Source organism: Paenibacillus whitsoniae (assembly GCF_003955665.1).
GTDB lineage: Bacteria > Bacillota > Bacilli > Paenibacillales > NBRC-103111 > Paenibacillus_E > Paenibacillus_E whitsoniae.
In genome coordinates, this window is record NZ_RXHU01000056.1 from 40,411 (window position 1) to 65,193 (window position 24,783).

The 24,783-nt window shown below is 45.0% G+C and carries 25 protein-coding genes, 2 tRNA genes and 2 pseudogenes; 6 read left to right on the top strand and 23 right to left on the bottom strand.

The window, feature by feature from the left end; all coding sequences use genetic code 11:
- Window positions 1–143: 143 nt before the first annotated feature.
- The 3 genes from EJQ19_RS18740 to EJQ19_RS18750 all read right to left on the bottom strand — a co-directional run bounded on the left by EJQ19_RS18740 (window position 144) and on the right by EJQ19_RS18750 (window position 804).
- A tRNA-Ser gene (locus EJQ19_RS18740) sits at window positions 144–231 on the bottom strand.
- Window positions 232–235: 4 nt separating this feature from the next.
- Window positions 236–311: transfer RNA gene (locus EJQ19_RS18745), tRNA-Asn, on the bottom strand.
- 19 nt (window positions 312–330) lie between these two features.
- Window positions 331–804, bottom strand: coding sequence for a SprT family protein (locus EJQ19_RS18750; protein ID WP_126142770.1), 474 nt, complete (start codon window positions 802–804; stop codon window positions 331–333).
- Window positions 805–922: 118 nt separating this feature from the next.
- Here EJQ19_RS18750 and EJQ19_RS18755 point away from each other — a divergent pair, with 118 nt between their 5' ends.
- The 3 genes from EJQ19_RS18755 (at window position 923) to EJQ19_RS18765 (ending at window position 2,181) form a co-directional block, all read left to right on the top strand.
- The gene (locus EJQ19_RS18755) at window positions 923–1,276 is read left to right on the top strand and encodes a hydrolase/acyltransferase (RefSeq protein WP_126142771.1); all 354 of its coding nucleotides are present in this window, start codon (window positions 923–925) and stop codon (window positions 1,274–1,276) included.
- 83 nt (window positions 1,277–1,359) lie between these two features.
- Window positions 1,360–1,521: a cortex morphogenetic protein CmpA gene (gene cmpA, locus EJQ19_RS18760; protein WP_126142772.1), complete on the top strand. Its 162-nt coding sequence runs from the start codon at window positions 1,360–1,362 to the stop codon at window positions 1,519–1,521.
- A gap of 174 nt (window positions 1,522–1,695) precedes the next feature.
- Window positions 1,696–2,181: a hypothetical protein gene (locus EJQ19_RS18765; RefSeq protein WP_126142773.1), complete on the top strand. Its 486-nt coding sequence runs from the start codon at window positions 1,696–1,698 to the stop codon at window positions 2,179–2,181.
- Window positions 2,182–2,264: 83 nt separating this feature from the next.
- Here the strand turns inward: EJQ19_RS18765 and EJQ19_RS18770 are convergent, their stop codons facing one another.
- The 6 genes and pseudogenes from EJQ19_RS18770 to EJQ19_RS18795 all read right to left on the bottom strand — a co-directional run bounded on the left by EJQ19_RS18770 (window position 2,265) and on the right by EJQ19_RS18795 (window position 9,406).
- Window positions 2,265–4,469, bottom strand: coding sequence for a Tex family protein (locus EJQ19_RS18770; protein ID WP_277600964.1), 2,205 nt, complete (start codon window positions 4,467–4,469; stop codon window positions 2,265–2,267).
- Between the two features lie 125 nt (window positions 4,470–4,594).
- The gene (locus EJQ19_RS18775; protein ID WP_028553893.1) at window positions 4,595–4,945 is read right to left on the bottom strand and encodes a type II toxin-antitoxin system PemK/MazF family toxin; all 351 of its coding nucleotides are present in this window, start codon (window positions 4,943–4,945) and stop codon (window positions 4,595–4,597) included.
- Window positions 4,946–4,949: 4 nt separating this feature from the next.
- The gene (locus tag EJQ19_RS18780) at window positions 4,950–5,231 is read right to left on the bottom strand and encodes a CopG family ribbon-helix-helix protein (protein WP_028553892.1); all 282 of its coding nucleotides are present in this window, start codon (window positions 5,229–5,231) and stop codon (window positions 4,950–4,952) included.
- 212 nt (window positions 5,232–5,443) lie between these two features.
- Entirely contained in the window at window positions 5,444–6,631 is a 1,188-nt protein-coding gene (alr, locus tag EJQ19_RS18785; RefSeq protein ID WP_126142775.1) for an alanine racemase, read from the bottom strand.
- Between the two features lie 46 nt (window positions 6,632–6,677).
- A pseudogene (locus EJQ19_RS33085) lies at window positions 6,678–6,761 on the bottom strand (SEC-C metal-binding domain-containing protein); the annotation flags it as partial.
- A gap of 1,391 nt (window positions 6,762–8,152) precedes the next feature.
- Window positions 8,153–9,406: a LolA family protein gene (locus EJQ19_RS18795; RefSeq protein WP_126142776.1), complete on the bottom strand. Its 1,254-nt coding sequence runs from the start codon at window positions 9,404–9,406 to the stop codon at window positions 8,153–8,155.
- Between the two features lie 279 nt (window positions 9,407–9,685).
- Between EJQ19_RS18795 and EJQ19_RS31900 the strand changes: the two genes are divergently transcribed.
- Window positions 9,686–9,838 carry a hypothetical protein gene (locus EJQ19_RS31900; RefSeq protein WP_164716620.1) on the top strand — a complete coding sequence of 51 codons (153 nt, stop codon included), beginning with the start codon at window positions 9,686–9,688 and terminating at the stop codon, window positions 9,836–9,838.
- A gap of 6 nt (window positions 9,839–9,844) precedes the next feature.
- Entirely contained in the window at window positions 9,845–10,450 is a 606-nt protein-coding gene (locus EJQ19_RS18800; protein ID WP_126142777.1) for a hypothetical protein, read from the top strand.
- An 80-nt stretch (window positions 10,451–10,530) separates the two neighbouring features.
- Here the strand turns inward: EJQ19_RS18800 and EJQ19_RS31905 are convergent, their stop codons facing one another.
- The 8 genes from EJQ19_RS31905 to EJQ19_RS18830 all read right to left on the bottom strand — a co-directional run bounded on the left by EJQ19_RS31905 (window position 10,531) and on the right by EJQ19_RS18830 (window position 17,504).
- Window positions 10,531–10,668, bottom strand: a complete 138-nt coding sequence (locus EJQ19_RS31905; protein WP_206438446.1) for a hypothetical protein — start codon at window positions 10,666–10,668, stop codon at window positions 10,531–10,533.
- A gap of 12 nt (window positions 10,669–10,680) precedes the next feature.
- The gene (gene rfbC / locus EJQ19_RS18805; protein WP_126142778.1) at window positions 10,681–11,220 is read right to left on the bottom strand and encodes a dTDP-4-dehydrorhamnose 3,5-epimerase; all 540 of its coding nucleotides are present in this window, start codon (window positions 11,218–11,220) and stop codon (window positions 10,681–10,683) included.
- A gap of 133 nt (window positions 11,221–11,353) precedes the next feature.
- A complete protein-coding gene (locus EJQ19_RS32885) occupies window positions 11,354–11,479 on the bottom strand; it encodes a hypothetical protein (RefSeq protein WP_277600963.1) in 126 nt (41 codons plus the stop codon).
- An 84-nt stretch (window positions 11,480–11,563) separates the two neighbouring features.
- On the bottom strand, window positions 11,564–12,970 hold the full coding sequence (locus EJQ19_RS18810; RefSeq protein ID WP_126142779.1) for an undecaprenyl-phosphate glucose phosphotransferase: 1,407 nt from the start codon (window positions 12,968–12,970) through the stop codon (window positions 11,564–11,566).
- Window positions 12,971–12,976: 6 nt separating this feature from the next.
- The gene (locus EJQ19_RS18815) at window positions 12,977–13,843 is read right to left on the bottom strand and encodes a glycosyltransferase family 2 protein (RefSeq protein ID WP_126142780.1); all 867 of its coding nucleotides are present in this window, start codon (window positions 13,841–13,843) and stop codon (window positions 12,977–12,979) included.
- Window positions 13,844–13,937: 94 nt separating this feature from the next.
- Window positions 13,938–14,909 carry a glycosyltransferase family 2 protein gene (locus EJQ19_RS18820; protein WP_338143339.1) on the bottom strand — a complete coding sequence of 324 codons (972 nt, stop codon included), beginning with the start codon at window positions 14,907–14,909 and terminating at the stop codon, window positions 13,938–13,940.
- 20 nt (window positions 14,910–14,929) lie between these two features.
- Window positions 14,930–16,021 (bottom strand): hypothetical protein, encoded by a 1,092-nt coding sequence (locus EJQ19_RS18825; protein ID WP_126142781.1) that lies wholly within the window; start codon window positions 16,019–16,021, stop codon window positions 14,930–14,932.
- 10 nt (window positions 16,022–16,031) lie between these two features.
- A complete protein-coding gene (locus EJQ19_RS18830) occupies window positions 16,032–17,504 on the bottom strand; it encodes an MBOAT family O-acyltransferase (protein WP_126142782.1) in 1,473 nt (490 codons plus the stop codon).
- 250 nt (window positions 17,505–17,754) lie between these two features.
- Between EJQ19_RS18830 and EJQ19_RS32625 the strand changes: the two are divergent.
- Window positions 17,755–18,218 (top strand): annotated as a pseudogene (locus EJQ19_RS32625) (transposase family protein); the annotation flags it as partial.
- Window positions 18,219–18,449: 231 nt separating this feature from the next.
- Here the strand turns inward: EJQ19_RS32625 and cysC are convergent.
- The 6 genes from cysC to rfbC (EJQ19_RS18860) all read right to left on the bottom strand — a co-directional run bounded on the left by cysC (window position 18,450) and on the right by rfbC (EJQ19_RS18860) (window position 24,782).
- On the bottom strand, window positions 18,450–19,058 hold the full coding sequence (gene cysC, locus EJQ19_RS18835; RefSeq protein ID WP_126142783.1) for an adenylyl-sulfate kinase: 609 nt from the start codon (window positions 19,056–19,058) through the stop codon (window positions 18,450–18,452).
- Between the two features lie 47 nt (window positions 19,059–19,105).
- Entirely contained in the window at window positions 19,106–21,178 is a 2,073-nt protein-coding gene (locus tag EJQ19_RS18840) for a sulfotransferase domain-containing protein (protein WP_126142784.1), read from the bottom strand.
- Between the two features lie 259 nt (window positions 21,179–21,437).
- Entirely contained in the window at window positions 21,438–22,283 is an 846-nt protein-coding gene (gene rfbD / locus EJQ19_RS18845) for a dTDP-4-dehydrorhamnose reductase (protein WP_126142785.1), read from the bottom strand.
- Window position 22,284: 1 nt separating this feature from the next.
- Window positions 22,285–23,304 (bottom strand): dTDP-glucose 4,6-dehydratase, encoded by a 1,020-nt coding sequence (gene rfbB / locus EJQ19_RS18850; protein WP_126142786.1) that lies wholly within the window; start codon window positions 23,302–23,304, stop codon window positions 22,285–22,287.
- 13 nt (window positions 23,305–23,317) lie between these two features.
- On the bottom strand, window positions 23,318–24,187 hold the full coding sequence (gene galU / locus EJQ19_RS18855; RefSeq protein ID WP_126142787.1) for a UTP--glucose-1-phosphate uridylyltransferase GalU: 870 nt from the start codon (window positions 24,185–24,187) through the stop codon (window positions 23,318–23,320).
- Between the two features lie 46 nt (window positions 24,188–24,233).
- Window positions 24,234–24,782 carry a dTDP-4-dehydrorhamnose 3,5-epimerase gene (gene rfbC, locus EJQ19_RS18860; protein ID WP_126142788.1) on the bottom strand — a complete coding sequence of 183 codons (549 nt, stop codon included), beginning with the start codon at window positions 24,780–24,782 and terminating at the stop codon, window positions 24,234–24,236.
- Window position 24,783 lies beyond the last annotated feature (1 nt).

The window sequence follows — 24,783 nt, forward strand, 5'->3', positions numbered from 1 at the left end:
TTTATTTTCAATATATCGGACAATCATTTAATCGTTGTTAGAATTTTATTAGAAAACTTTTATGTAAATTTTAGAAGTTTTCTCTAATAACCTACAAAAAAAATAAGCCCAACGGCAATATGCCGTTGAACTTATTTCACTAACGGAGAGAGAGGGATTCGAACCCTCGCACCGCTTACGCAGTCTAACCCCTTAGCAGAGGGTCCCCTTGAGCCACTTGGGTATCTCTCCATATTGGCTCCCCGAACAGGACTCGAACCTGTGACAACTCGATTAACAGTCGAGTGCTCTACCAACTGAGCTATCAGGGAATGGACAAGTTTTATTGTATTATGAAGGCTTCGTGAAGTCAAGTGGATACGATTTCAGTTTCCCCCTGCATTTGCCACACGCATATTTGCGGACATCGACCTTTCTTTTGCGCAAATATTCGGTCCGGCAGTCTGCGCATACCAGCTTGTACTTATAAGCTTGCTTCGGCCTCGCCTGCGGTAAGGATTGACAGTACCGGGAGCCTCCGACCCGGGCCAGTAATGTTTTAAAATCGGGATCCCGATGCTTGTATCCCCGCTTCAGCAGATGCAAATGGTAATGGCACAGCTCGTGCTTAATGATTTTCTCCGTTTCCTCGCGACCGTACGTCTCCCATTGCAGCCAGGAAATTTCGATGTCATGGGATTTCATAAAATAACGCCCGCCCGTCGACGTCAACCTTCGATTAAACCGCGCCCGATGAACGAACGGTCTGCCAAACGACGCGAGCGAAACCTGCTCAATCCATGCTTGCAGTTCTGCATCATCCATTCACCTTACACTCCCGCCCCAAGAAGTTCTCACTTGAATTTGTACCGTATGTACCGCTATACTGTCAAGTAGAAAAGATGCTCGAAAGACAACGAAAGAAAGGATCTGACCTCCTCTTATGCCAAAAATGCGCTATGCAATTCTACAGCTCGATAACCAGCTTGAATTTGTGGCAATGCCTTCTTCTTATTCTTATCAGCTTACCGCCCTCAATCAACGTCTGCACAAAGAAGTCGACAAGCTTACAGCCGATCACATCCCGCAACTGCCACGCGTTATCGCCGAATGCGACGATCTCGAACTGGTCGGGACGACGTATACACTGATTCAGGGACTCGATTATTTGAACCGCTTGGAGCAAAGCTTCGCTGCCATCCAGGAGAAATCGTATCCGCTGGTTTCCCTTCTGACCGAAATTCGTGCGCTCCAAGCGCAGCTTGAGCAATGGTACGAAGAGGAATTTGAGGCGTAGGCTCCTCTGCCGGCAGAGGGACCTGCACCCAAAGCCGCTCTCCTTCATATGCTGTAAGATATGGTGAAGAAGGGGATGGGCATATGCCTCAATGGCTTTGTAATCAATTAATGCGTGCCTTCCAGAGCAAAAATCGCAGACAAATCCGTCTGCTCAATGAAAGTTGGTTCTTTTACCGCACACGCCGCTCGCAAGAGGAATGGCCGGATTCACAGTCCGATGGACCCGGGAAACGGAAATTTTAGCGTTTCGCCTCATATCTTGTAAACATTTGTAAAAAACTGTTGACAATCCTCAAACATACTCGCTATACTGTAAATAATTGTAATTCAGAGTGAAGCACACTCGTTCTGCGCAGAAGATCGTTCTGCCAGGCCGGGTGTGCTTTTTTTCGTATCCATTTCTAAAGGAGAGGTCATATGCCACATCGAAAACCACACGGATTTTTGAAACAACTGCGCGAGCTAGGCTTGCGCAAGCTGGAAGGGGGGCCTGCTCCTGCCGTTCCGATGGCTTCCGGTAGCGCCGAGCGAATGAGGAACTTGCGCATCGTATTTGCCGCCAAGATCCTGCATGAACTGTCCGTTCGTGCCAAAACCCGCCGCGCCCGTCACGCTGCAGGCCGCAAGGTTGTGCCTTTCATACGCAAGGATGCGCCTCGCCGCTTTATAGAGGAGGACCTCTGGGATTTGCGGCGGCATATGGTCCTGCAGCTCGCCACACGGCTAGGCGGCCGCGTCAGACTGCGTGACGTCGCCACCGAATGCAACGTGCACATTCGCACGGCGGCGGACTGGCTGGGACGACTAGCGACCGAAGGCCGGCTCGCGCTTGTGACAGAAGGGCACCGCCTTAAGGTGTATGCGCTGAAGGAGGTGGATCCGCTCACGGAACCCGGGGGTTGAGCTGTGGAGATCAGGTAATTCACCTTATGTCTCCCCATAACAAGAAAAAGCAGGCAAGCCCTCCGGCTTCACCTGCTCCATCCTTACTGCTGCGGCTTCTTCATCGTCAAACCGACGCGGCCTTTCTTCTGGTCGACGTTCAGCACCCAGACCTTCACAATATCGCCGACGGACACCACGTCCATCGGATGCTTCACGAATCCGTTCTTAAGCTGGGAAATGTGTACCAGCCCGTCGTTTTTGATACCGATATCGACGAACGCGCCGAAGTCGATGACGTTGCGCACCGTGCCGGTCAGCTCCATGCCCGGCACGAGGTCCTCGAGCTGCAGCACATCCGTGCGGAAGATCGGCGCCGGGACTTCGTCCCGCGGATCGCGCCCCGGGCGCTGCAGGCTGTCCAGGATGTCCCGCAGCGTCGGGACACCTACGCCCAGCTTTGGAGCCAGCTCAGCCGGCTCCACCGTCTTCAGCAGCTCGAGCAGCTGCTGAGAGCCCAGCTGCGCCAGCTCCAGGCGCAGCTCCTTGAACAGCCGATCCACCACGTCGTACGACTCCGGATGGATCGGGGTGTTGTCGAGCGGATTACGGCCGCCCGGAATCCGCATAAAGCCCACGCACTGCTCGAAGGACTTCGCCCCGAGCCGCGGCACCTTCGCCAGCTCCTGCCGGGAGCTGAATTTGCCGTTCTCCTCGCGATACTTCACGATGTTTTTGGCCAGCGTCGCGTTCACGCCCGACACGTACGAGAGCAAAGACGGGGACGCCGTGTTCAGGTCCACGCCGACATGGTTCACGGCCGACTCGACGACGGCCTTCAGATTCTCATCCAGACGTTTCTGCGACACGTCATGCTGGTACTGCCCGACGCCGATCGCCTTCGGCTCGATCTTGACAAGCTCCGCGAGCGGGTCCTGCAGCCGTCGCGCGATCGAGATCGCGCTTCGCTCAGCGACGTCGAGCTCCGGGAACTCCGTCTGCGCCAGCTTCGACGCCGAGTACACGCTCGCCCCCGCTTCGCTGACGATCAAGTACTTCAGCTCGCGCTCCTTGATCTCGCCGATCAGCTCCGCAACAAACTGCTCCGTTTCACGGGACGCCGTCCCATTCCCAATGACGATCAGCTCCACCCCGTACTTGCTGATCAACTGCTTGAACTTCGCCTTCGCTTCCGCCACCTTGTTATTCGGCGGTGTCGGGTACGTCACGGCAATTTCAAGCATTTTCCCGGTGTCGTCGACGACGGCCAGCTTACAGCCTGTCCGATACGCAGGATCGACACCGAGCACCACATGGCCCTTCACGGGCGCCTGGAGCAGAAGATTTCGCAGATTTTCCGCGAAAATCTTAATCGCCTGCTCTTCGCCGGCTTCGGTCATCTCACCGCGCACCTCGCGCTCAATGGATGGTGCGATCAATCGCTTATAGCTGTCCTCGACAATCGCTCGAAGGACATCACGAACAACCGAGTCACCCCGAACGATCTGACGAAGCATGTACTCGTGAATTTTGTCCGCCTGCACATCAAGGCTAACCTTGAGCACATCCTCCCGCTCTCCGCGATTAATCGCGAGAATCCGGTGCGGCGGCAGCCGCTTCACAGGCTCCTGGTACGCATAGTACATCTCGTACACCGATTCCGCCTTGGCGTCTTTCGCCTCCGTGCGAATCACACCTTGGTCGTGCGTATACCGGCGCACCCACGCCCGGATTTTGGCGTCATCCGCGATATTCTCCGCCAGAATATCCATCGCGCCTTGAATGGCCTCGGCGGCGCTGCCAACACCTTTGTCGGCGTTCACGTAACGCTCCGCCTCGGCTTCCAGCGAGCCTTGACGAGGCTGCTTCCAGATCCACATCGCGAGCGGCTCCAGCCCCCGCTCCTTGGCCACGCTGGCTCTCGTCTTCCGCTTTTGGCGATACGGCCGGTACAAATCCTCGATCTCCTGCAGCTTCACAGCGCCCTCGATCGCGTTGCGAAGCTCGTCCGTCAGTTTGCCCTGCTCGTCAATCAGACGAACGACCTCGAGCTTGCGGTCCTCCAGATTGCGCAGGTACTGCAAGCGCTCCTCAATATCCCGCAGCTGGTTCTCGTCCAGCTCCCCCGTCATTTCTTTCCGGTACCGGGCGATAAATGGGATCGTATTGCCCTCATCGAGCAGCCCCATCGTCGTTTTCACTTTGCCGGCAGGCAGCCCCAGCTCGGCGGAGATCGTTTTCAGGATCCGTTCCTGAATCTCCGCCTTCTTCTCCTCAGAGAGCTGCACCTTTTCGCGCGGCTCGTCCAATTCTCTCGTTTTTTGCTGCTCTTCTACATTCGCCACCCGCATTCCCCTCCATCATTCATAAGCCTATGTATGCACAAACCAAAAAACGAGGGTAATCACACGCCCTCGTCCGTTCCAGCTCCTATTCAAAATTCTATCAGGCCCACACTAATTTGCAAAGCGTCGTCAACCTTTCGCATCGTTTCTTCATCCAAATGCGTGATCTTATCCGTAAGCCGCTGCTTATCGATCGTTCGGATCTGTTCGAGCAAAATCACCGAATCCCGGTCGAAGCCATGCGTTTCCGCATCGATTTCCACGTGCGTAGGAAGTTTGGCCTTCTGGATTTGCGCCGTAATCGCAGCAACAATCACCGTCGGGCTAAAGCGGTTGCCGATATCATTTTGGATCACTAGAACAGGACGAACGCCTCCCTGCTCCGATCCGACGACCGGCGAAAGATCTGCGAAAAAAACATCGCCACGTTTCACAATCACTAACCTACACCCCGCTTACTAAGCGATCAAGCGTACCGTCCGCTTCTTCCTCCGCTTGAAAAGCTTCAGATGCCATGCTGAGATTTATTTTTGCCATTTCCATATACCCACGCTGCATGGATTCGCGTAGACTGCGCTTTTTGCGTTCAATTAAATACAGCTTCATTGCCTGACGGATAAATTCGCTCCGGTTGGAGTTCTCCTTCTCGACAATCCCGTCCACTTCCTGCAACAGATTGTCAGGCAAGCTAATCATGATCCTTTTCGTATTATGCGCATTGCTCACACTCTCGCACCCCCAGAAACGATACAAAGACAATATTACCAGTATGTCATTCCCAAAACCAAATTATACAATACTTATATGCCTCCGGTATATCAATTATGTTACACTCACAGATATAAGATTGTGCTTTACTACAATTCGCCGCTACCGTCGAAAATCCTCTCCAATACCTGCAAAATTTGCATGGTAAATTCATGAAACCACTTTCAACGTTAATAACGATGCCGCATCAGCGGGTTTAACGCCTCGACGCGTTCGCCTCCGCGCACATACACGCGGGCCACGCGATGGGAAATCATGCAGATGACTTCATAGTTCACGGTTCCCAACAGGTCGGCAAGGTCCTCCGCCGTAATGCGTTCACCGCCCTGCTCCCCGATCAACACAACTTCGTCCAGCGCTTCCACGTCCGGTACGTCCGTCACGTTAATCATGCACTGATCCATGCAGATGCGGCCGACAATCGGCACCCTGCGCCCTCGGACGAGCACCTCCGCTTTCGTCGAAAGCATGCGGGAATAGCCGTCTGCGTAACCGATCGGCAATGTCGCGATCCGCTCCTCACCTTTCGTACGGTAGATCGTGCCATAGCTCACGCCGGAGCCCGGCGGCAGCGTTTTAAGATGAACAATTCCCGTTTTGAGGCTCATGACCGGCTTAAGCGTAACAACCGATTGATTAACCTCTTCGGAAGGATAGAGTCCATACATAGATATGCCGAGACGAACCATAGAATACGTAAAGCCTGGCAAATCAATCGCTGCAGCGCTGTTGCCTGCATGAATATAAGGGAATTCCACCCCTAGATCGGTAAAATGGCTCACAATCCGCGCAAAGCGGCGGTATTGCTCCATCGTATAGCTTTTATCGCTTTCATCCGCGCTCGCATAATGGGTAAACAAGCCTTCCACAACCACATTCGGCAGCTTCAGCGCTTCCTCAATGAAAGGAATCGCATCCGCTTCCGTATGCAGTCCCAGCCGGCCCATCCCTGTATCCAGCTTAATGTGGATTTTCAGCTTCCGCTTGGCTTGTTTTGCCTGCTGGCTCTGCTCCCGAAGCGCCTCCAGCACGTCCCGGCTGTACACCGCGATCGTGACGTCCATCTCCTGGGCACGGGCGATGCCTTCCGGCGGCGTGTAACCGAGCACAAGAATCGGCGCCGTAATGCCGGCGTTGCGAAGCTCCAGCGCTTCATCGAAGAATGCTACGCCCAAATAATCAACACCCGCGGCGAGCACCTCTTTGGCTACTTCCACAGCCCCGTGTCCGTAAGCATCTGCTTTAACGACCGCCATCTGCTTCATGCCCGAGGGCAGTACTTTCTGAAATTGCTCTATGTTGCTGCGCAGCGCATCTAACGAAATTTCAACCCACGTGGGCCGATAAAAAGCATCCACCGGTTTCACCTCTTCTGTCCTGTATACATCCTGCCGCGCTGCCTGACTACAGGCAGCACTTCTTATATTTTTTGCCGCTTCCGCATGGGCACGGATCGTTGCGTCCAACCTTCGGTCCGCTTACAACAGGTGTGCGCGGAGCCGCAGGCTCTTCCTTCGACCAATAACGGAAAACAGCATGCCCTGCCGGCTCAATCGCCATCGACAAAGGTGTGCGATCAAATTCGTATTTGATATCCGATTCCAACGGGAACTCCGCGCGAACAAGTTCAAATCGCTTCAGCAACGTCGCAACGGAGAACAGGAATACACTCGTTACCAGGGTAGCCTCATCAAACTCGTTGTTGGCTTTCGCCTGCTTCCAGGCCGGATCGACATCCAGCGCTTGCCCAACCGGCCAGCTTGCGAGCACTCTGGCAATGGCCGCACACGCTGTAGGCGTGGAAAGATCATGCCAGAACTCGCCACTATCCTCAGTGAGTTTCTCCCATGGCACATGGTTCCATAGCGTATCCAACAGGACAACGGCCTGCTCTTGCTCTGTTAAGGAAAGATACGCTTCCACTTTCGGCGTTACAACACCATTTGCTCCCGTTACATCGATAAGCCCCAGGATGTCAGCTGCAGCATAGAAAAACTGGAACAACGGCTCCTGATTTTGATTTAACGTCGGCTTGCGGATCAGCTGCCAACCAAGCTGTGCATCCAGCTCGTGCCAGAACTTGCGGGGCAGATGCTTGCGCGCAGATGTCAGCTTCACATTTTTACCTGTGCCGACTGCTGCCAAGAACGCGCGAAAATCCGCCACAACCGAAGGAACCGCCTTTTGCCCGTCGATCCAGAGCTGTTTCAGCTTCTCATCGACAACCAGCGGCATTGCTTGTGGGGTGTCTCTTTCTTCTCCATCCAAATCCACTAGATTGGCGTTATGCCAGTCCATCATTTCTTTTTCCGTTTCTGCCTGCATGTATTGGTCAAGACGGGCCAAGAAGTAATCCTTCTCTTTAAGGACGTCCATCATCGCCGTATACTGCTCATTCGAGATTTTACCAACTTGTCTCAGGTACGGCAACCACTTCTTAAAAGCTGTTATATAATTCGCAATGTCTGTTTTCGTGCTGTTCAAAATATGGCTGATCGCAAAGCGGCCTACAAAATCCCCGACCGTTTCACTCGTCAACTCGTCATACCCGATCCCGTACCGGACCAAATAAATCTCCGCAAAATCATTTACACGGCTCACATGCTTCGCAATCGTTTCTTCTTTTAACTTGCCTTCCTCCGCAAGATACTTGCCGAACAAGGCCGCTTCCTTTTCCCAAAAAGCTGTTTGTTGCTCAAAAGTTTCAAGTTTCATCCAAGACACTCCATTTTATCTATTCGCTCTAAAGTTGCATTATACCAAAAAAACGCCCGTTCGTGGGAGTTGGGTAAATCTTCTTGCGCACAATTTAGTAGAAAATTGAGAGAAAAAGAGAAAAGCACCCGCCGAATGCGAGTGCCTGTTCCCTGATTTCAGTTTTATTTTCCGGATTGGCCTTCCGTGGAAATCGCCACCTGAATCATTTCATTCGTCGGCATATCCCCTGTGGACATCCGGTATTCAACACCGTCGTTCGTCCATGTGAGCGTCTTGATACCCTCTGTTTTCCCATCCACGGCTCCCGTCAACACACCAATCGTAAAGCCGAGGTCTACGATGTCGCCAGGCTGCAGCGCAACAGATTTCGCTTGCGGTCTGACTTCTACGATGTTAAAAGAGTATTTGCCCTTATAGCGAAGCAGCACCGCGGCATCTTCACCGAGCTTCACATCCGTAATGTCCTGCTTAACCACATCCTTCGGCAGGTAGAACGGCTCAACAATGCTGCCAAAGCTTTGCGCTTTCGTTGCAGTCGGTGCTGTTTTGGACGTATTGCCTGTCGCAGCGGATGCTTTCGAATCCGTTGTAGCACCTGCCTTTGTCCCTGCCGCTGTGCCTGAGGCTGTGCCGGTTGCAGTTTGACCTGTTTTGCCTTGATCGGATTGACCGCCGGTTGCCGTCAGGTTTTTATCCGTCACCGATTTGCCATCTGCTGGATGATTGGCGTCTGTCACTGCCACATCGCCCATTGTCGCCATACTTTGCTCCATATTGTAGCTAGTCATATTACGTTCCATTTGGAAATAATCCTTGTCAAAGTTTGCATCAAATTCAAAATGCGTAAAGTTCACTTGAACCAGCACATTCTGATTCGCATCCGACACTTGCACCTGCGTAGGCGCCAACGTCTTCTTATTCAGCCAAATTTTTTGGCGGGCCAATTGCTCATTTTGATAATTCGCCGCCACATCGAACACATAGGCATCCTTGTCCGTTGTAAACTGGCGATCTTGATCCGCGATAATGCTCTTCGCGAGCGATTGGAACAAATACACTTGGCCTTGATTTTCCGGCCAGTCGCTTTGGAAACGGAAGCTCTTCTTGAGGTGCGGCGTCAAAACGAAAACGCCCTCTTCATTGCGAAGCACAATTTGCGTAACATCCTTCGTTGCATTTGTCAGCGCAATCCGGTAAAAATGATCCGGCGAGAACGCCACCTCCACCGAATACTCCTGCGGCTGCTGCCCCGTATTCAAAATCATGCTGCCTGTTGCCTGGTAGCTGCTCGCCTTGCCGACCACACGATCCAAATCCTTGACGATAGAAGCTGCATCCTTCTTGCCCATCCCGCATCCTGCGAGAATCAATGTTACGCACATTACCACGGCCAATACCCATGTGACCCGGCGCATTCGATCATCCCCTCACTCATGATTAACATCAACATAGTACATGCATATGAGGGGACTTGGCCGATTATGCAGCCAAGCTTGACAAGCTGGGAAAAAGAGTTGGAGGGAGAGTTTGTGTTATCGGAATAATATTCCAAATCATCAACTATAGCTGTGTATTTTCGTTCAAACCCACATACATTAAACTAAACTCTTATTAGAATCAAGCGATGGATAGTAAACCTTCAAGTATAATGATATACTTATGTCAATAAGCAAGGAGGAAAGGATGTGTTCGGCATGTCAGAGAAAGAACTAAACGAATACCTCAATGAGCTTAATGCATTTAAAAAAGAAGTTACTAGTTCCAAAGAAAAATCTCTCGATTTCTTAAAGTCAGCTGGAATTCTTGATGAAAATGGTGAGCTTTCACCTCAATATGCGGGGGAATGAAATTAGATGTACGCAAATCTCCCTAGCTTCGTGCTTGGTTTTCATGGATGTGACAAATCTGTCACCGATCAAATCATAAATCATAAAGAACAACTTAAAAAAAGTGAAAATGCCTATGACTGGCTCGGTCATGGCATTTATTTTTGGGAAAATGACCCTTATCGCGCGTTAAACTTTGCAAAATATCTAAAAGAACATCCAGAACGTATTAAAGAAGGGGCAACTCCAATTAATGAACCATCAGTAATTGGGGCCATCATTGATTTAGGTCACTGTTTAAATGCAATTGAAGCATCGTCTTTAGAGATAATTAGAAATCATTATGAACTATTAAAAGAAACAAGCATAGCTTCTGGAAAAGAATTGCCTAAAAATAGAAAAGGCCGGGATTCAAACGATTTATTAGTAAGGGATCTCGATTGCGCCGTCATTCAATCCATACATGCTTATAACGATCAGAAAGAAGAGCGGCGATCATATGATAGTGTAAGGGGAATGTTTATTGAAGGTGATGAACTGTACCCTAACGCCGGATTCAGAGACAAAAATCACATACAGATATGCGTCCGAAATATGCAATGCGTTAAAGGATATTTCTTGCCTTTTTTATGAGCGTTTGCAAATTAAATAAAGAGCAGGAATGAAGGAAACTTCATCCTGCTCTTTATTTATAGGAACTTACTTTCGATAAATCATACTTTTTCAGTTCCGACTTCCAATTTCTCGATTTTTTTATTTATATGATCCAAGCGCTCGAGTATTTCTTTAACCGTCGCACCCATTTTATTCAAGCCTTCTAAAATTGCTTCCAGCATTTCCCGTTTTGACATTTCCTCCAAATCCTACACCTCCGCATCCCGCAAAAGCGGATGCTTCCCATCCTTCTCCGACAAAATCGGGTTCACCGTCGGCCACGTAATCCCAATCTCCGGATCGTTCCACATGATGCCACGGTCATGCTCCTTCGAGTAGTACGCATCCACCTTATAAAGCACCTGCGTATGCGGAGCCAGCGTACAGAAGCCGTGTGCAAAGCCCTGAGGCACCAGCAGCTGCCTTTTATTCGCCTCGCTAAGCTCAACCCCTACCCACTGCCCAAACGTGGGCGAGGCAGGCCGAATATCCACCGCCACGTCATAAATCGCACCAGTCACCACCCGCACAAGCTTCGTCTGGGCATACGGCGGCAGCTGATAGTGCAGCCCACGCAGCACGCCAACCTCCTCCGACAAAGAGTGGTTATCCTGCACAAACGTCATCCCCACGCCGTGTTCCGCCCATTTGGCCTGATGATAACTTTCCATAAAAAATCCCCGATGATCCCCGAACACATCCGGTTCAATGATCAACACGCCTTCCAGCTTGGTCGTACTCACTTTCATCTCGTTTCACCTCAACCTATCTTATGCGGCCCGGCAACTTCCTGTCCACGCGAACCGCCTCTGCCTACATGACACAAAAAAGAGACTGAACCAAGCGATTCCCGCTCGTCAGTCCCTTCGCTATCTCCCTATATTACCACATATACACAATCCCGGCGATAATGGCCGCCCACATCAGAGCGCCGAACACCACACCGACAAGCAACCCTCTGCCCATCGACATCTGTTCATCCTGGTAAGCGTCTTCATGATCAAACATAGCCATCCCTCCCCGCTACTTTACAGTATATGCGTTAGTATGGGGAAGATACTGGCGAATCATGCGCTTTTTAGAAAAAAACTTTTAATAAGCATTTTTATTTATAAATCCGTTAATCACCGTACGCCAAATAATTTTAATATCGAACAGAAAAGTCCAATTCTCAATATAAAAAATATCATGCTGGATGCGCTCTTCAATCGACGTATCGCCGCGGAGCCCATTGCTCTGTGCCCATCCCGTAATGCCAGGACGGATGTGATGCTTCACCATATACTTCGGAATCTCTTCCTTAAATTGTTCCACGAAATAGGGCCGCTCCGGCCGAGGCCCAACAACACTCATATGCCCGAAAAGCACATTAAAAAACTGTGGCAGCTCATCCAAACTCGTCTTGCGTAGAAATGTCCCGACTTTCGTTCGCCGCGGATCATTTTCCACCGTCCATTCCGTGTTCGACGCACTTTCCGGCAGCACCTTCATGCTGCGGAACTTATACATCATAAACGTCCGACGATTAAGTCCTACCCGCTCCTGTTTAAAAATGATCGGCCCCGGCGAAGAAAGCTTAATCGCAATCACCGCGGCGAGCATCACCGGCATCGTGAGCACAATCGCCACCAATGCAAACGCAATGTCGAATGCGCGCTTAAACAGTCGATTACGCAGCTCATCAAGCGGAATGTCCCGCACATTAATTAGCGGCATATCCGCGAAATTATCGAAATACGGCCGCGACGGCAAAAAGTCAAAAAAGTCCGGAATAATCAGCGTTTTGACCCCGATCTTCTCGCACGTATTAATGATGCTGCCGAACTTGCGATGAGCATCAAGCGGAAGCGCGATAATAACCTCATCCACAATGACCTCATTCAAAATCGTTTCCAAATCATCGATCTTCCCAATGATCGGCTTATAATTCTGGTACGCAGTGTCATGCTTCTCCTGAAAATCGTCAAGAAACCCAACCACCTCATAGCCAAGCTCCGGATGCTGCTTGAGTCTCGTATAGAACTGACGCCCCAGCGAACCCGCGCCAAGAATGAGAATGAACTGCTTATTGTACCCTTTGCGGCGCACGCGCTTAAGCGACACCTTGATCATATACCGGTAAAAACTGATGAACAAAATATTGTTCACAAGGAATAATAAGAGATAAGAACGGGAAACATCGACTTCTTTTAAAATAAACAATAAGCTAAGCAGCATCAGCAAGCTGAGTACGTGCACTTGAACGATTTTCAAAATTTCAAAAGAAAACCGTTTCCTCCTCTTCGGCGTATAAAAATTTACCAAATAACTGACCGCAACCGCTATGAACGCATAGGCCACGCTCCACATCACGTAGTGCTTGAACGGCAGCGGGGAATCGAACGGAATCCAGCCGCTCCGGAACTTCAGCCACCACGACAGCAAGAACATCAACTGAATGGCTATAAAATCCGCGATCGCATAGAGCTGCGTCAAAAAGCCTTGACTCTGCCGAATCAAACCAACTCACCTCACGGGACGTAATTTATTTCGTACTAGCGACAGCGCAAACTTCACGCCAACCCCTATGTAGACCAGACCATTCGTCAGCCACGAATACTTTTTACGATAATGCTTGTTGTGAAACAGAATCATCGCCCGATGAAACTCATAAATAATCTTGTACGGCTTCCGGCGGCTGCTTGCCCCCTTATAATGTACAATATGCGTGCGCGGGTAATAATAGTTGACCCATCCAGCTTCTTTTATTCTATAACACCAATCGATATCTTCGCCATACATAAAAAATGCCTCATCCAACATGCCCACCTGTGCAATCGCCTCACGCCGAATCAGCATAAAAGCGCCAACAAGTGAATCAATCGGATATGCCTCATCCGGGCTCAAATACCCCAGCTGATACTGATTAAATCGCGGCACCTTAGGAAAAAGCTTCGAAAACCCGAACGCGTAATAAAAAGACGCCGACGGCGTCGGAAAGCCGCGCTTGCATGCCTTATCAAGCGACCCGTCCGGGAGCACGATCTTACACCCGCTCGCGCCTACTTCAGAGTGCTCGTCCATGAAGCGCAGCATCACATCGAGCGTTTCCGGCTGCACAATGGTGTCGCTGTTCAGGAGCAACACATAACGCCCCTGCGCGATACGAATGCCCTGGTTGTTCGCACGGGAGAAACCGACATTCTCTTTGTTGGCGATGGTAATGACTTGGGGGAATTGCTCGTTCGCCGCGGCGATCATGCCATCGTTCGAGGCGTTGTCTACGAGAATGATTTCTTTGGTGTATGAAGTTAGCGACGCGTAGACTGAAGCGATACAGGCAAGCGTCAGCTCTCGCGTGCGGTAGTTGACGATAATGATAGATAAATCCAAGGGGGGACCTCGCTTTTTGTGATCTGATGGGCTTATTATACCATGTGAATATTAAAATTGGCCTAAAAAAGAAGATTAGCTTAGCAGCCAACCTTCATTTGAACCATTTTTGAAGTTCTCGGGAGGGAACTTTTTGCTTGCTTTGGATCTGTGCCCGCTTGGCACGCAGCTCCGCGTATTTATTGAAGAAACTGTTCCATGCCCCAAGCAGCTTCGGCTCTCTTAAAATCGAATACCCGAGACTGAGACATTCATAGGTTAGAAAAGGAACAATATGCTTAAGCAACGAGACTATGCTATCATTTTTAAGCATCATTTTATAACGGTTAATATACGACAACCTCCGAACAAAAAGCGGCTTGCTCTTTCTCCCGCCTTCCTTCCAGCCCCGTTCATGATACGCAATCGCAGTTGGCTCATAAATCGCCTTCCATCCCATCAATTGCGCCCGCCAAGCTACATCCACGTCTTCTTTGTAGGCAAAAAAGTCTTCATCAAAAAACTCGCCATTGATACTAATCTCATTGATCATCTCCCGCTTGTACATCGCCGCGGCACCGGGGACACCAAAAACCTCCTCCGCTTGCACATACCGCTCGCTCGGCTCATGAGCACCGCGGTCAAACGCCCGCCGTGCTTTATTGATTGTAAGCCCCGTACTATCGATCTGCGAAGGATCTGACTTGAACAGGAGCTTACCGGTCGCACTCCCGGCCTCAGGGTTGCGCTCCAGAGCCTCAATTGTCCGTTTGACATAATCTTTGTCAAGCACGACGTCCGGATTTAAAATGAGACAGTAATCCGTATCCGTCATGCGGATTGATTGGTTGTGGGCGCCGGCGAAGCCGATATTCACTTTATTCATTAGAATCCTACAAGAATCCAACCTTTTCCATTGTTTAATATTCTGCAATGTATCATCTAGAGAGTTATTATCAACAATTATAATTTGGTGAATTGGATTACTTTGATTCTTAATAGCCCACAAGCAATCATCAATGTGGTCAACACTATTATAGGTTACAATATGTACACTGACTGTAGGTAAGCTGTGGCTTATTTGCAATACTTTCCCCCTCCCTATCGCTAATTATTATCCGGCATTATTTCATACATATTTTTGTCTCGGTCGGGCCACTGGTTCCTGTCGATTCGAAGTTCTTCAAGATGATGCTCTATATTATCTTTCGTAAGTAATACCCCAAAATAATTGGGTACTTTATCCGTTTCCTTATTCAACATACGAAAAAGGATGAAATCCCCCACTTTTTTTGAAAAGTGAGAAAGATTATTATAATTTTCGTGATTTTGTAATGAACTCATTGATATTTCATGATAGCCCGAAAAGTCCCAGACAGGCATAATTTCAACAAGTTTCCGCTTCCAATTTTCGTATTCTCCCCACAAATTGCTCTGCCAAAAGGTCTCAAGAAGTATAGCATGAACAGGACTAATATACACATACAACTTAAGATGATTCTGATCGCAAATCTCCCTCACTTTATTGATGTCATCCATACTTGCCGTCGACAAGCTAAATGTAGTTGATATCATTTGTAATGTGCTGCGATTATTATCTTTTGGAAAATTTAAAGTCTCGTCAAAACTGCCGTCTGGCAGATATCTGTTCTCTGTATATTGTGTAGTTCGTCTGATATTGTCTTGCAGTACATGCAAACTCTCTTTCATCGTTGTGCTAGAAAGTAATGTTAGAAACATATCTTGTAAATAAAAAGAACTGCGTAATCTTCTCTCATCAAAGCTTGCATGGTTAAGATACTTTTTATCGAATACTTCAAAATCAAGGCCAAGATATACCGTCTTTAAATTCTTATCAACTTTAATTGCATATTCTAAATATTTCAACTCAATGTACGGAGATGAACCCGACAGACCTAAATTATACGCTGTTTCTCCTGATAAAGCACGAATACGTGGTGGGTTTAGTCTCATAGCTCTTGAAGTCCCGAGAACGATAGCCTCAGGATCATCTTCTTTTAATTGATAAGCTTTAAACTGATACGGATCACTGAATTTGCTCTTCTGATAGTTAAACATTCCGGTAGAAAACCTGTAGTAGCCGTATGGGTCAACGCAAAAATTGAATACCGCTATAACCACTAGAATCAATACCGTGATGGAAAGTGTATTTATTACCCATATTTTATATTCTCTCACCGGATCCACCTTAAAATTTAAAATATAAAAATTCAGAAATTTTAGCCAAGTTTATGACCGATATAATAATAAGTACGACCACAAATATCGTATATGTAATCTTTGGCTTAAAGGATTGCATCTTTTCAGAAGTATTTTTAAAAGCTAAAACAATAATCAATCCGATCAAAATTAAACCTAAAGCCTGATATTTATCTCTCAATGGTGTGCTAGTAAATTTAAAACCTATATTGGTAAGCGGATGTAGCCAAGCATCTAATTGCATAGGTAAAATAAATCCATTATATCCAAGCATTGCGCCTAGTAATTTAAACGCTTGTTTTAATTCAGCCACTTTAAAAAAGACGAGCACCAGATTTAAATAAGCAAATGTTACAAACCACGCTAGAATTAATGGCAACTTAAATTTAAGCCTGCTCCAAAATCTATAAACAACGATGCCTAAACCAAATAGAAAACCCCAAATAATAAAATTCCAGCCTGCACCGTGCCATATTCCACTTAAAATAAAAAGAAGTATAACATTAATGTTCGTTTTAGCATTTGTGCCTATTTTAATTTTTAAGGTAGGCAAAGCTTTTTTAAACAAATAATGATTCATCGGATAATAGACATATTCATACAAAAACTTTGTTAAAGTAATATGCCACCTGGAAATAAGCTCTTGGAAGTTGGTAGCTTTATAGGGGGAACTAAAATTAATTGGAAGCTTGATATTAAATAGAAGTGCTAGGCCAATTGCCATATCCGAATATCCGCTAAAATCGAAGTATAATTGTAACGTATACGACAACATAACCGTCCAAGCGTCAAAAAATGTGATTGAATCTATGTATTGCATTCCATCTACGACAGTGGTTGAAAAATGATCCGCCAAAATAACTTTTTTAAACAATCCGATTGAAAAAACAAAAAAACCTAGCGAGATGTTTTCAAAATTTATCTTTTGATTCTTTACATTTTGAAATTGTGGCATCATAACACTATGATGTACAATAGGTCCTGCAATTAAATGGGGAAAAAAAGTAACAAATAATACATAGTTTATAAAGCTATAGTTCTCAATCTTACCTTTATAACAATCCACAATGTATGTTATTTGCTGAAAAGTGAAGAAGCTAATGGCTAAAGGCAAAACAACGTGCAATAAAGAAATATCCGTTTTAAACACAGCATTAATATTGCTCAGAAAAAAGTCAAAATATTTATAGTAGCCCAATAGACCTAAATTAAAAATAATACCTATAATTAAAAACTGCCTCTTCTTTTGAGTTAACAGCAATTTTCCAATTATAAAATTAATAATGATTGATGTTAAAATTAATAGTAGGTATCTTGGATTCCACCATCCGTAAAAAAATAGCGAGCATAAAGCTAGCCAAGTTCTCGAAACAAACAAGGGGGTAAATGTACTAAATACAAAATACCCTACAAATACAATTGGCAGAAAAATAAATATAAACTGGGGTGAATTGAATAGCACAGGAAGCACTTCCTAGGTATTAAACTTTATCAAACCAAGCTGTCATATCTTAGCCAATATTATTACATGCGTATGATGCGCCTTATGGTATCACGTAGTTGGTAACATTTCAATAAAATTCTCAGCCATTTGAACTATAGATTATTTCCAGTTCTTCTCGAGAAGAAGCTAGTTCTAAATCTCGTATTTCAAGTTCCTGCATAAAATAACTGTCTGTTAAAACCCTGATAAAGCACTTTCTTTAAGAATGCTGGTCGATTCACGGTTTACCAGCTCTCGTATCATCGACAGCTACGCAGCGGTGGGATATCACCTGATCGGAGCCTTGAAGACCAATCGAATCCTCTACCCTCAAGGTATCCGCATTTCGTTTCAGGACTTGTCGCTCACTTCCGCAAAAAAGACGTTCGCCTCCTGGCCATGAACGGATCTTCTTACTGTACGTATCGGTACGAAGGAGCGTTGAACGAAATCGATGATGCTGTTGTCCTGCTGTGCTGGCAAGAGCAAGTGTTTGGAATCGAAAGTGCTCAACGCTTTCTTATCTACCTATGTTTCTTTGGAGACGGAAACCATTTCAACTTACTACGCCAAACTTTGGCCGATTGAGATCAATTTTCGCCAGTCCAAGAGTAATCTGGGCTTCTAATCTATCAAGTTCGCTCGGCCACTGCTTTTATTCGCCTGTTGGTCTTGCTTGCCTTACTCCATTTGTCATAAAAAACTGAGCTTACAATAGTCTGAGTTAGAGTCTTTAAACTAACTGGCGCTTGGAGAATGGTTCAATTGCAAGGCTGAATGCCCACCCCTTTCGTAAGAGCAATTTCTTCTGCATAAGTTCCATGCAAATATAAAAAAAACCTGATGGCGCTCGAACATACGACAATCTTCTGCTTTCTTCATCGCTTGGCTTACTTCTAGTAAGAGATAATTCTTAAACATGAATCATTCAATATATTTATGTTGCTTGAGATAGGTAATCACCTGTTCTACAGAAGAATTTATATCTTGATTGGCTGAATTAATAACTAACTCAGGTTCAATCGGTTCTTCGTAAGGCGCTGAAATTCCAGTAAAATCTTTTAATTTCCCCGCTCTTGCCATCTTATACAAACCTTTAGGATCTCTTTGTTCGCAAATATCTATCAAACATTTGACGTAGACTTCAATGAAATCTCCATCGGGATAGATACTTCTAACGAGATCACGATCTGCTTTATATGGAGATATGAAAGAAGCAATAACAACCAAACCACTGTCAACAAATAACTTGGCAACCTCACCAATTCGTCGGATATTTTCTTTCCGATCATCAGGGCTAAAACCAAGATCTTTATTTAATCCGTGTCTAACATTATCTCCATCTAATACATAAGATCGTACGCCATACTTATACAATTCCCGTTCTACTTCAATTGCCAGCGTGGATTTACCTGCACCCGAAAGCCCAGTAAGCCAAAGCACACAACTTTTATGATTATTTAATTTTTGCCGGTCCGTCTTCGTCACTTTGGCATTGTGCCAAGTAACATTTGTGGAATTGATTTTCATCATGTTTATACCCTCATGGAGTTAAGTTGTAAGTGGTGACAATAGTCAAATCAATCCCAATCGTATCTTTGTCCTAACAATCTAAACAATTTTTGATTATGTGGATAAAAATATTTCCGCAAATGCTCCCTTGTCTTGGGATTCATCGGTTCATATTCACCTTTATTTAGTGATTCATACTGAAACTCAAACTCAGGTACTCCAAGAAAATCGGTTATAGCTTTCATAGATTTGGGAAGATCACCGAAGAAACTTTCATAATTCAATATTAATATTTGATGCTTAGGAAATAAATCAAACCATAATTTCAATTGATCAACATATATCCCCCTTTTTAAGTAGGAATAATGTTGGAAAATTTCACTATTATAATTGGAATTACTTTGAAACCGTTCAAATTCACCTGCAAGTCTTTCCTCTTCCATGTGTATCGCTTCCTCAAAGCCCACTACCTCACCAAGGTTGCGTACTGCATGGTGATAATGAGAATAAGCTCTGTCGATTGGATTTCTTAGAAGAATAATAATCTTAGTTCTAGGCATCATTTCGTAAATTCTTTTGGGAACATTCGGGTGAAAAATGTAATATGGTGTTGCCTCTCCCGTCAAATGATCACTCTTCGTTTGAAACGAAGGAAATTGATCTCGATACCATTGCACTCCCTTATCATAATTCACATCGAAAAAATGAACTTCCTTTGTTACAGCGGAATCAATCAGTGGATGTTGAACTAAATAATGGTACAATGATGTTGTTCCGGCTTTCTGTGCTCCAATAATTAAGAAGTCTGGTTCCGTTTTTTTCTTTTTTTCTAATATATTAATGATTTGAAAAATAGGGTTATACCGATGATCATGATTAGGTTCTCGTCTAATCAATTTTCTATAAATCCAGTCAAAAAAGTTTCTTTGAGTTTTAAAGTTTCCTTTAAAGAGTTGATGCTTCAACCTATATATGAAATGCACACATTTAAATAATTTAGTGTGAGCAAGAGCAATGGATTGGACCATTGCTTGATCCATGCTTTGAGATGCCTCAGTAAGTGACTTGTTTAAATCTTGTATCAATTGCCTATTTTCTAGATTTTCTTTAATTAAATCATCTATTAGTTGCTTATTAGATTGATCTTTATTGGAAAGCTCTGCTATTGTTTGTTTATTTAATTGATCTTGCTTGAGCAGGTCTTGTACCAACTGGCTATTTTCTTGATTTAGCTCTAGCAACTCTTCCATGGAGTGCTTATTTTGTTGTATCCGATTAAATAACTCTTCTATTTCTTGCTTATTTAATTGATCTTGATTATTTAACTCCTCTATTTGAAATAATTTATAGTAGAAGTTATAACTTTCAATGTTATGCATCTCACTTCTTTGAGACTCCAAGACTTCCACGAAATTTGTATACAAATAAGCAATTTTTTCTTCGGAAAGAAGACTTAATTCGGCAACCGACGACTTACTATGTCTAAGCTCTGTTTTTATACTTTCTCTAATCTTGATTTCTATCTCATTGTTAAGTTCAAAACCTGTGAATGTGGCGATTTTCTCTGCGCTTTCCAATGTTTCCTCAACTATAGAGTCATAGTACAATACTAACTTGTTACACCCTTTCAAATTTTCAGTAACATTAATCATGTGGTAGTACCATAAGGTAATGCCACTTTTCAAATTAATTCCATTTCTCTTGTATAATGACTCAGCAACATCAAGTGGATTTCTCAAAGTAATAATATAACTAGCTTCTATACCCAAATTTTCGAAAATTTCTTTCCAGAGTGGTAGTAAAATACAAGTACGGGGATCTTTGAACCCCCAAACTGACATACTACCAAACTCCCGTTTAACTAAGTTAATTAATTCTAATTTATATTTTTGTACTTTAGAATTATCTAGCCAATCAATTGGTAAAGGAGCAAGACTATCCCATCGGTGATTTAATTCGGTTAAAATATTCTCATGTATTTCCACTATACCACTATGTTCCCAAAAACCTTCAGGATTATCTTCGTTAATAGCTAGTAAATCTTCTTCTCGTCCAATATACACTCCTAGATTATTTAATGTTCTCATTAACATCGAAGTTCCACTTCTATGCATGCCTAAGATTATGATAGCTTTGTTCATTCCTTCATTCTTCCTCTTGTCAGTTTATTTTCTGAGCTAAAAATAACATCACATTTCTATGGTTTTTTATATCTTTTGTTGCAACGATTCTCGGAATTCCGAACTTCTAATTTTAATAGCCCATTCCGCCATTTCTTTCTCTCTAACTTCCAATGAAGTTGTCCGCAGTACCATCAACAATGTCGAAAACATACTATATTATACACACAAAAAACGATTCCTTTCCACATCTTGCGGAATAGGAATCGTTTCCAAGTTATCATTCTTCCTTTAGTTCGTTAAGAAACGCTCTCAAGCCGTCACGCCATGGCCGCATGTCCTCAAAACCATTCGCCAGAATCGCCCCATGCTCCATCACGGAATACTTTGGCCTCGGCGCTGGCCTTGGAAACTCTTCAGTCGTACAGGGTTCAACTCTAATCCCAATACCGCTCTCTTCAAAAATCGCACAAGCGAACTCATACCAAGTGCAGACGCCTGAATTGGATGCGTGATACGTGCCATATTTTTCGGTTTGAATTAATTGTTCCAAGAATAAGGCTAAATCCAGCGTGTAAGTCGGAGACCCAAACTGATCGTGAACCACTTTGAGGGAATCTCTTGTTTTGGCAAGAGATAACATCGTTTTTACAAAATTCCCGCCATACCTCCCGTACACCCAAGAAGTACGCACGATAAACGCTCTACTGGAAAGGGATCGAACATGCAGTTCGCCTGCCCTTTTCGACTTTCCATAGACACTCTGTGGATTCGTTTCATCATCTTCTCGATAAGCTTGTGTTGCGGTGCCGTCAAATACATAGTCCGTGCTGATATAGCAAAACTTCGCTCCAACGCGCTCAGCTGCGATTGCGAGGCTTTTTGTGCCTTCCCCATTAACGAGAAAAGCCTTCTCCTCCTCCGACTCTGCCGAATCCACGGCCGTGTAAGCAGCGCTGTGAATCACCACATCGGGTTGATGCTCATCAAGAACAAACAGACATTGTTGTGCGTTCGTAATATCAAGTTGTTCCCGACCTAGCCCAAATACTTTGTGCTTTGCCCGAAGCAACTTAACAACTTCTTGACCAAGTTGGCCGTTGGCACCAGTTACAAGAATTTTCATCTTATTGAGCACCCAGCCGTGAACTATACTGCTCCTGAAAATAGGCTTGATATTCACCAGACTGTATTCGTTTCCACCAATCCTGATTATTTAAATACCAACGAATGGTAGCTTCAATCCCCGTTTCAAAATTATGCTTCGGCTGCCATCCAAGCTCTTTCGTAATTTTTGTCGGATCAATACCGTATCTCCGATCATGCCCCGGACGATCTTTCACAAACTGAATCAGGATTTCAGGCTTGCCCAACTGTTCAAGAATCGCTTTTACAATATGAATATTTGTTCTCTCATTATTTCCGCCAATATTATAGACTTCACCGTTTACACCCTGATGCATCACTAAATCAATTGCACTGCAGTGATCCTCGACATACAGCCAATCTCGGATGTTCAATCCATCGCCATATACCGGAAGAGGCCTATCGTTAAGCGCGTTTGCAATGATTAGTGGAATCAGCTTCTCCGGGAACTGATACGGCCCGTAATTGTTGGAGCAACGTGTAATATTTACAGGCAAACCGAACGTTTCAAAATATGCCCGAGCCAACAAATCAGACCCTGCCTTGCTCGCAGAATACGGACTATTCGGTGCTAACGGTGTCTCTTCTGTAAACAGACCCGTTTCACCTAACGAGCCATATACTTCATCCGTCGAGACATGAACGAATTTTTGCACACTATATTTACGAGCCGCGTCAAGCAGCACCTGAGTTCCTAGGACATTCGTCTTAACAAAAACATCCGGTTCCAGAATACTTCGATCCACATGCGACTCCGCGGCGAAATGGACAACGGCTTGAACGCCTTGTTCAAATAAACTGTCTACTAACTTTGAATCCGTAATACTGCCTTTTACAAACGTATAATTCTCATTGCTTTGAATTGCCTTAAGGTTCTCCAGATTGCCCGCGTAGGTTAGAGCATCTAAATTAATAAAATGATAACCCGGGTAACGATCAAGCATGTAATGTACAAAATTACTGCCGATGAAGCCGGCTCCGCCGGTGATGAGAACTTTCATTTTCTTTCCTCCCTTAGTTTTTTGCAATAACGTCCTTCAAGTAATTCAATAATTCTTCCTTAAGTTCCCAGCGTCCTAGCGCAAAGTCAACTGTAGTTTTGATAAAACCTAGCTTTTCACCTACATCATATCTAATTCCATCAAAATCGTAAGCATACACACTTTCAGTTTCATTAAGTATAGCAATTGCATCTGTTAGTTGAATCTCTCCGCCACGTCCTGCTTGAGTAACTTCCAAAATGTCAAAAATTTTAGGTGTTAAAATGTATCTCCCCATAATTCCAAGGTTGGAGTTAGTGATATTATTGGTTGGCTTTTCAAATAACTTCAGTGTCTTATAAACCTTCTCACTTGATTTCACAGCCTCAATAATTCCATAACGTGAGCGATCCTCATCACGCACTTGTTTGACACCAATTATTGATGAGTTATACATGCTATAGAGATCTATCATTTGTTTTAAACACGGTGTCTCGGAAACCACAATGTCATCACCAAGGAGTACAGCAAACGGCTCATCCCCAATAAACTTTCGTGCACACCAAATTGCATGACCAAGGCCCTTTGGTTCTTTTTGTCGTATATAATGAATATCTACCAATCTCGAAGGCTTTTGAACTTCATCTAAAAGTTCCAATTTTCCCTTATTTAATAGATTCTGTTCTAATTCAAAATAGTTATCAAAATGATCCTCGATAGCTCTCTTCCCTCGACCAGTAACTATTATAATATCCTCTATGCCAGAAGCCACGGCCTCTTCAACTATATATTGAATCGTCGGCTTATCTACAATTGGAAGCATTTCTTTTGGCATTGCTTTAGTAGCAGGGAGAAATCTAGTCCCAAGACCAGCCGCTGGAATAATGGCTTTTTTAATACGCATATTCTCCCCCAAATCAATTTTTCAACTAACTGAATTCAAATGAAAATTAATAAAAATTTATCTCTGCATCTCGTAACAGAGGGTGTTTCTCATCCTTCGCTGAAAGAATCGGATTGGCAGTTGGCCATTCAATCCCAATATCCGGATCATTCCACAAAATCCCTCTATCTTGTTCAGGTGAATAATACTCATCAACCTTATACAGTACCTGAGTATTAGGTACAATTGTACAAAATCCATGTGCAAATCCTTTTGGAACTAGCAATTGCCTCTTATTAGTGTCACTTAGAATTACTCCTACCCATTGTCCATATGTAGTTGAATTTTTACGAATATCAACTACCACATCATAAATAGCTCCTGTAACTGCCCTAACAAGTTTAGTTTGAGCTTTAGGGTTCAATTGATAATGAAGTCCCCTCAATACACCAGCCTCGACCGAAAGTGACTGATTGTCTTGAACAAAAGCATGTTCTATACCATGAATAGAGAATTTTACACTATTATAGCTTTCCATGAAAAAGCCCCGATTATCTCCATGAACATCCGGCTCTACAATATGTACTCCCTCTAGTTTAGTATTTAATATTCTCATT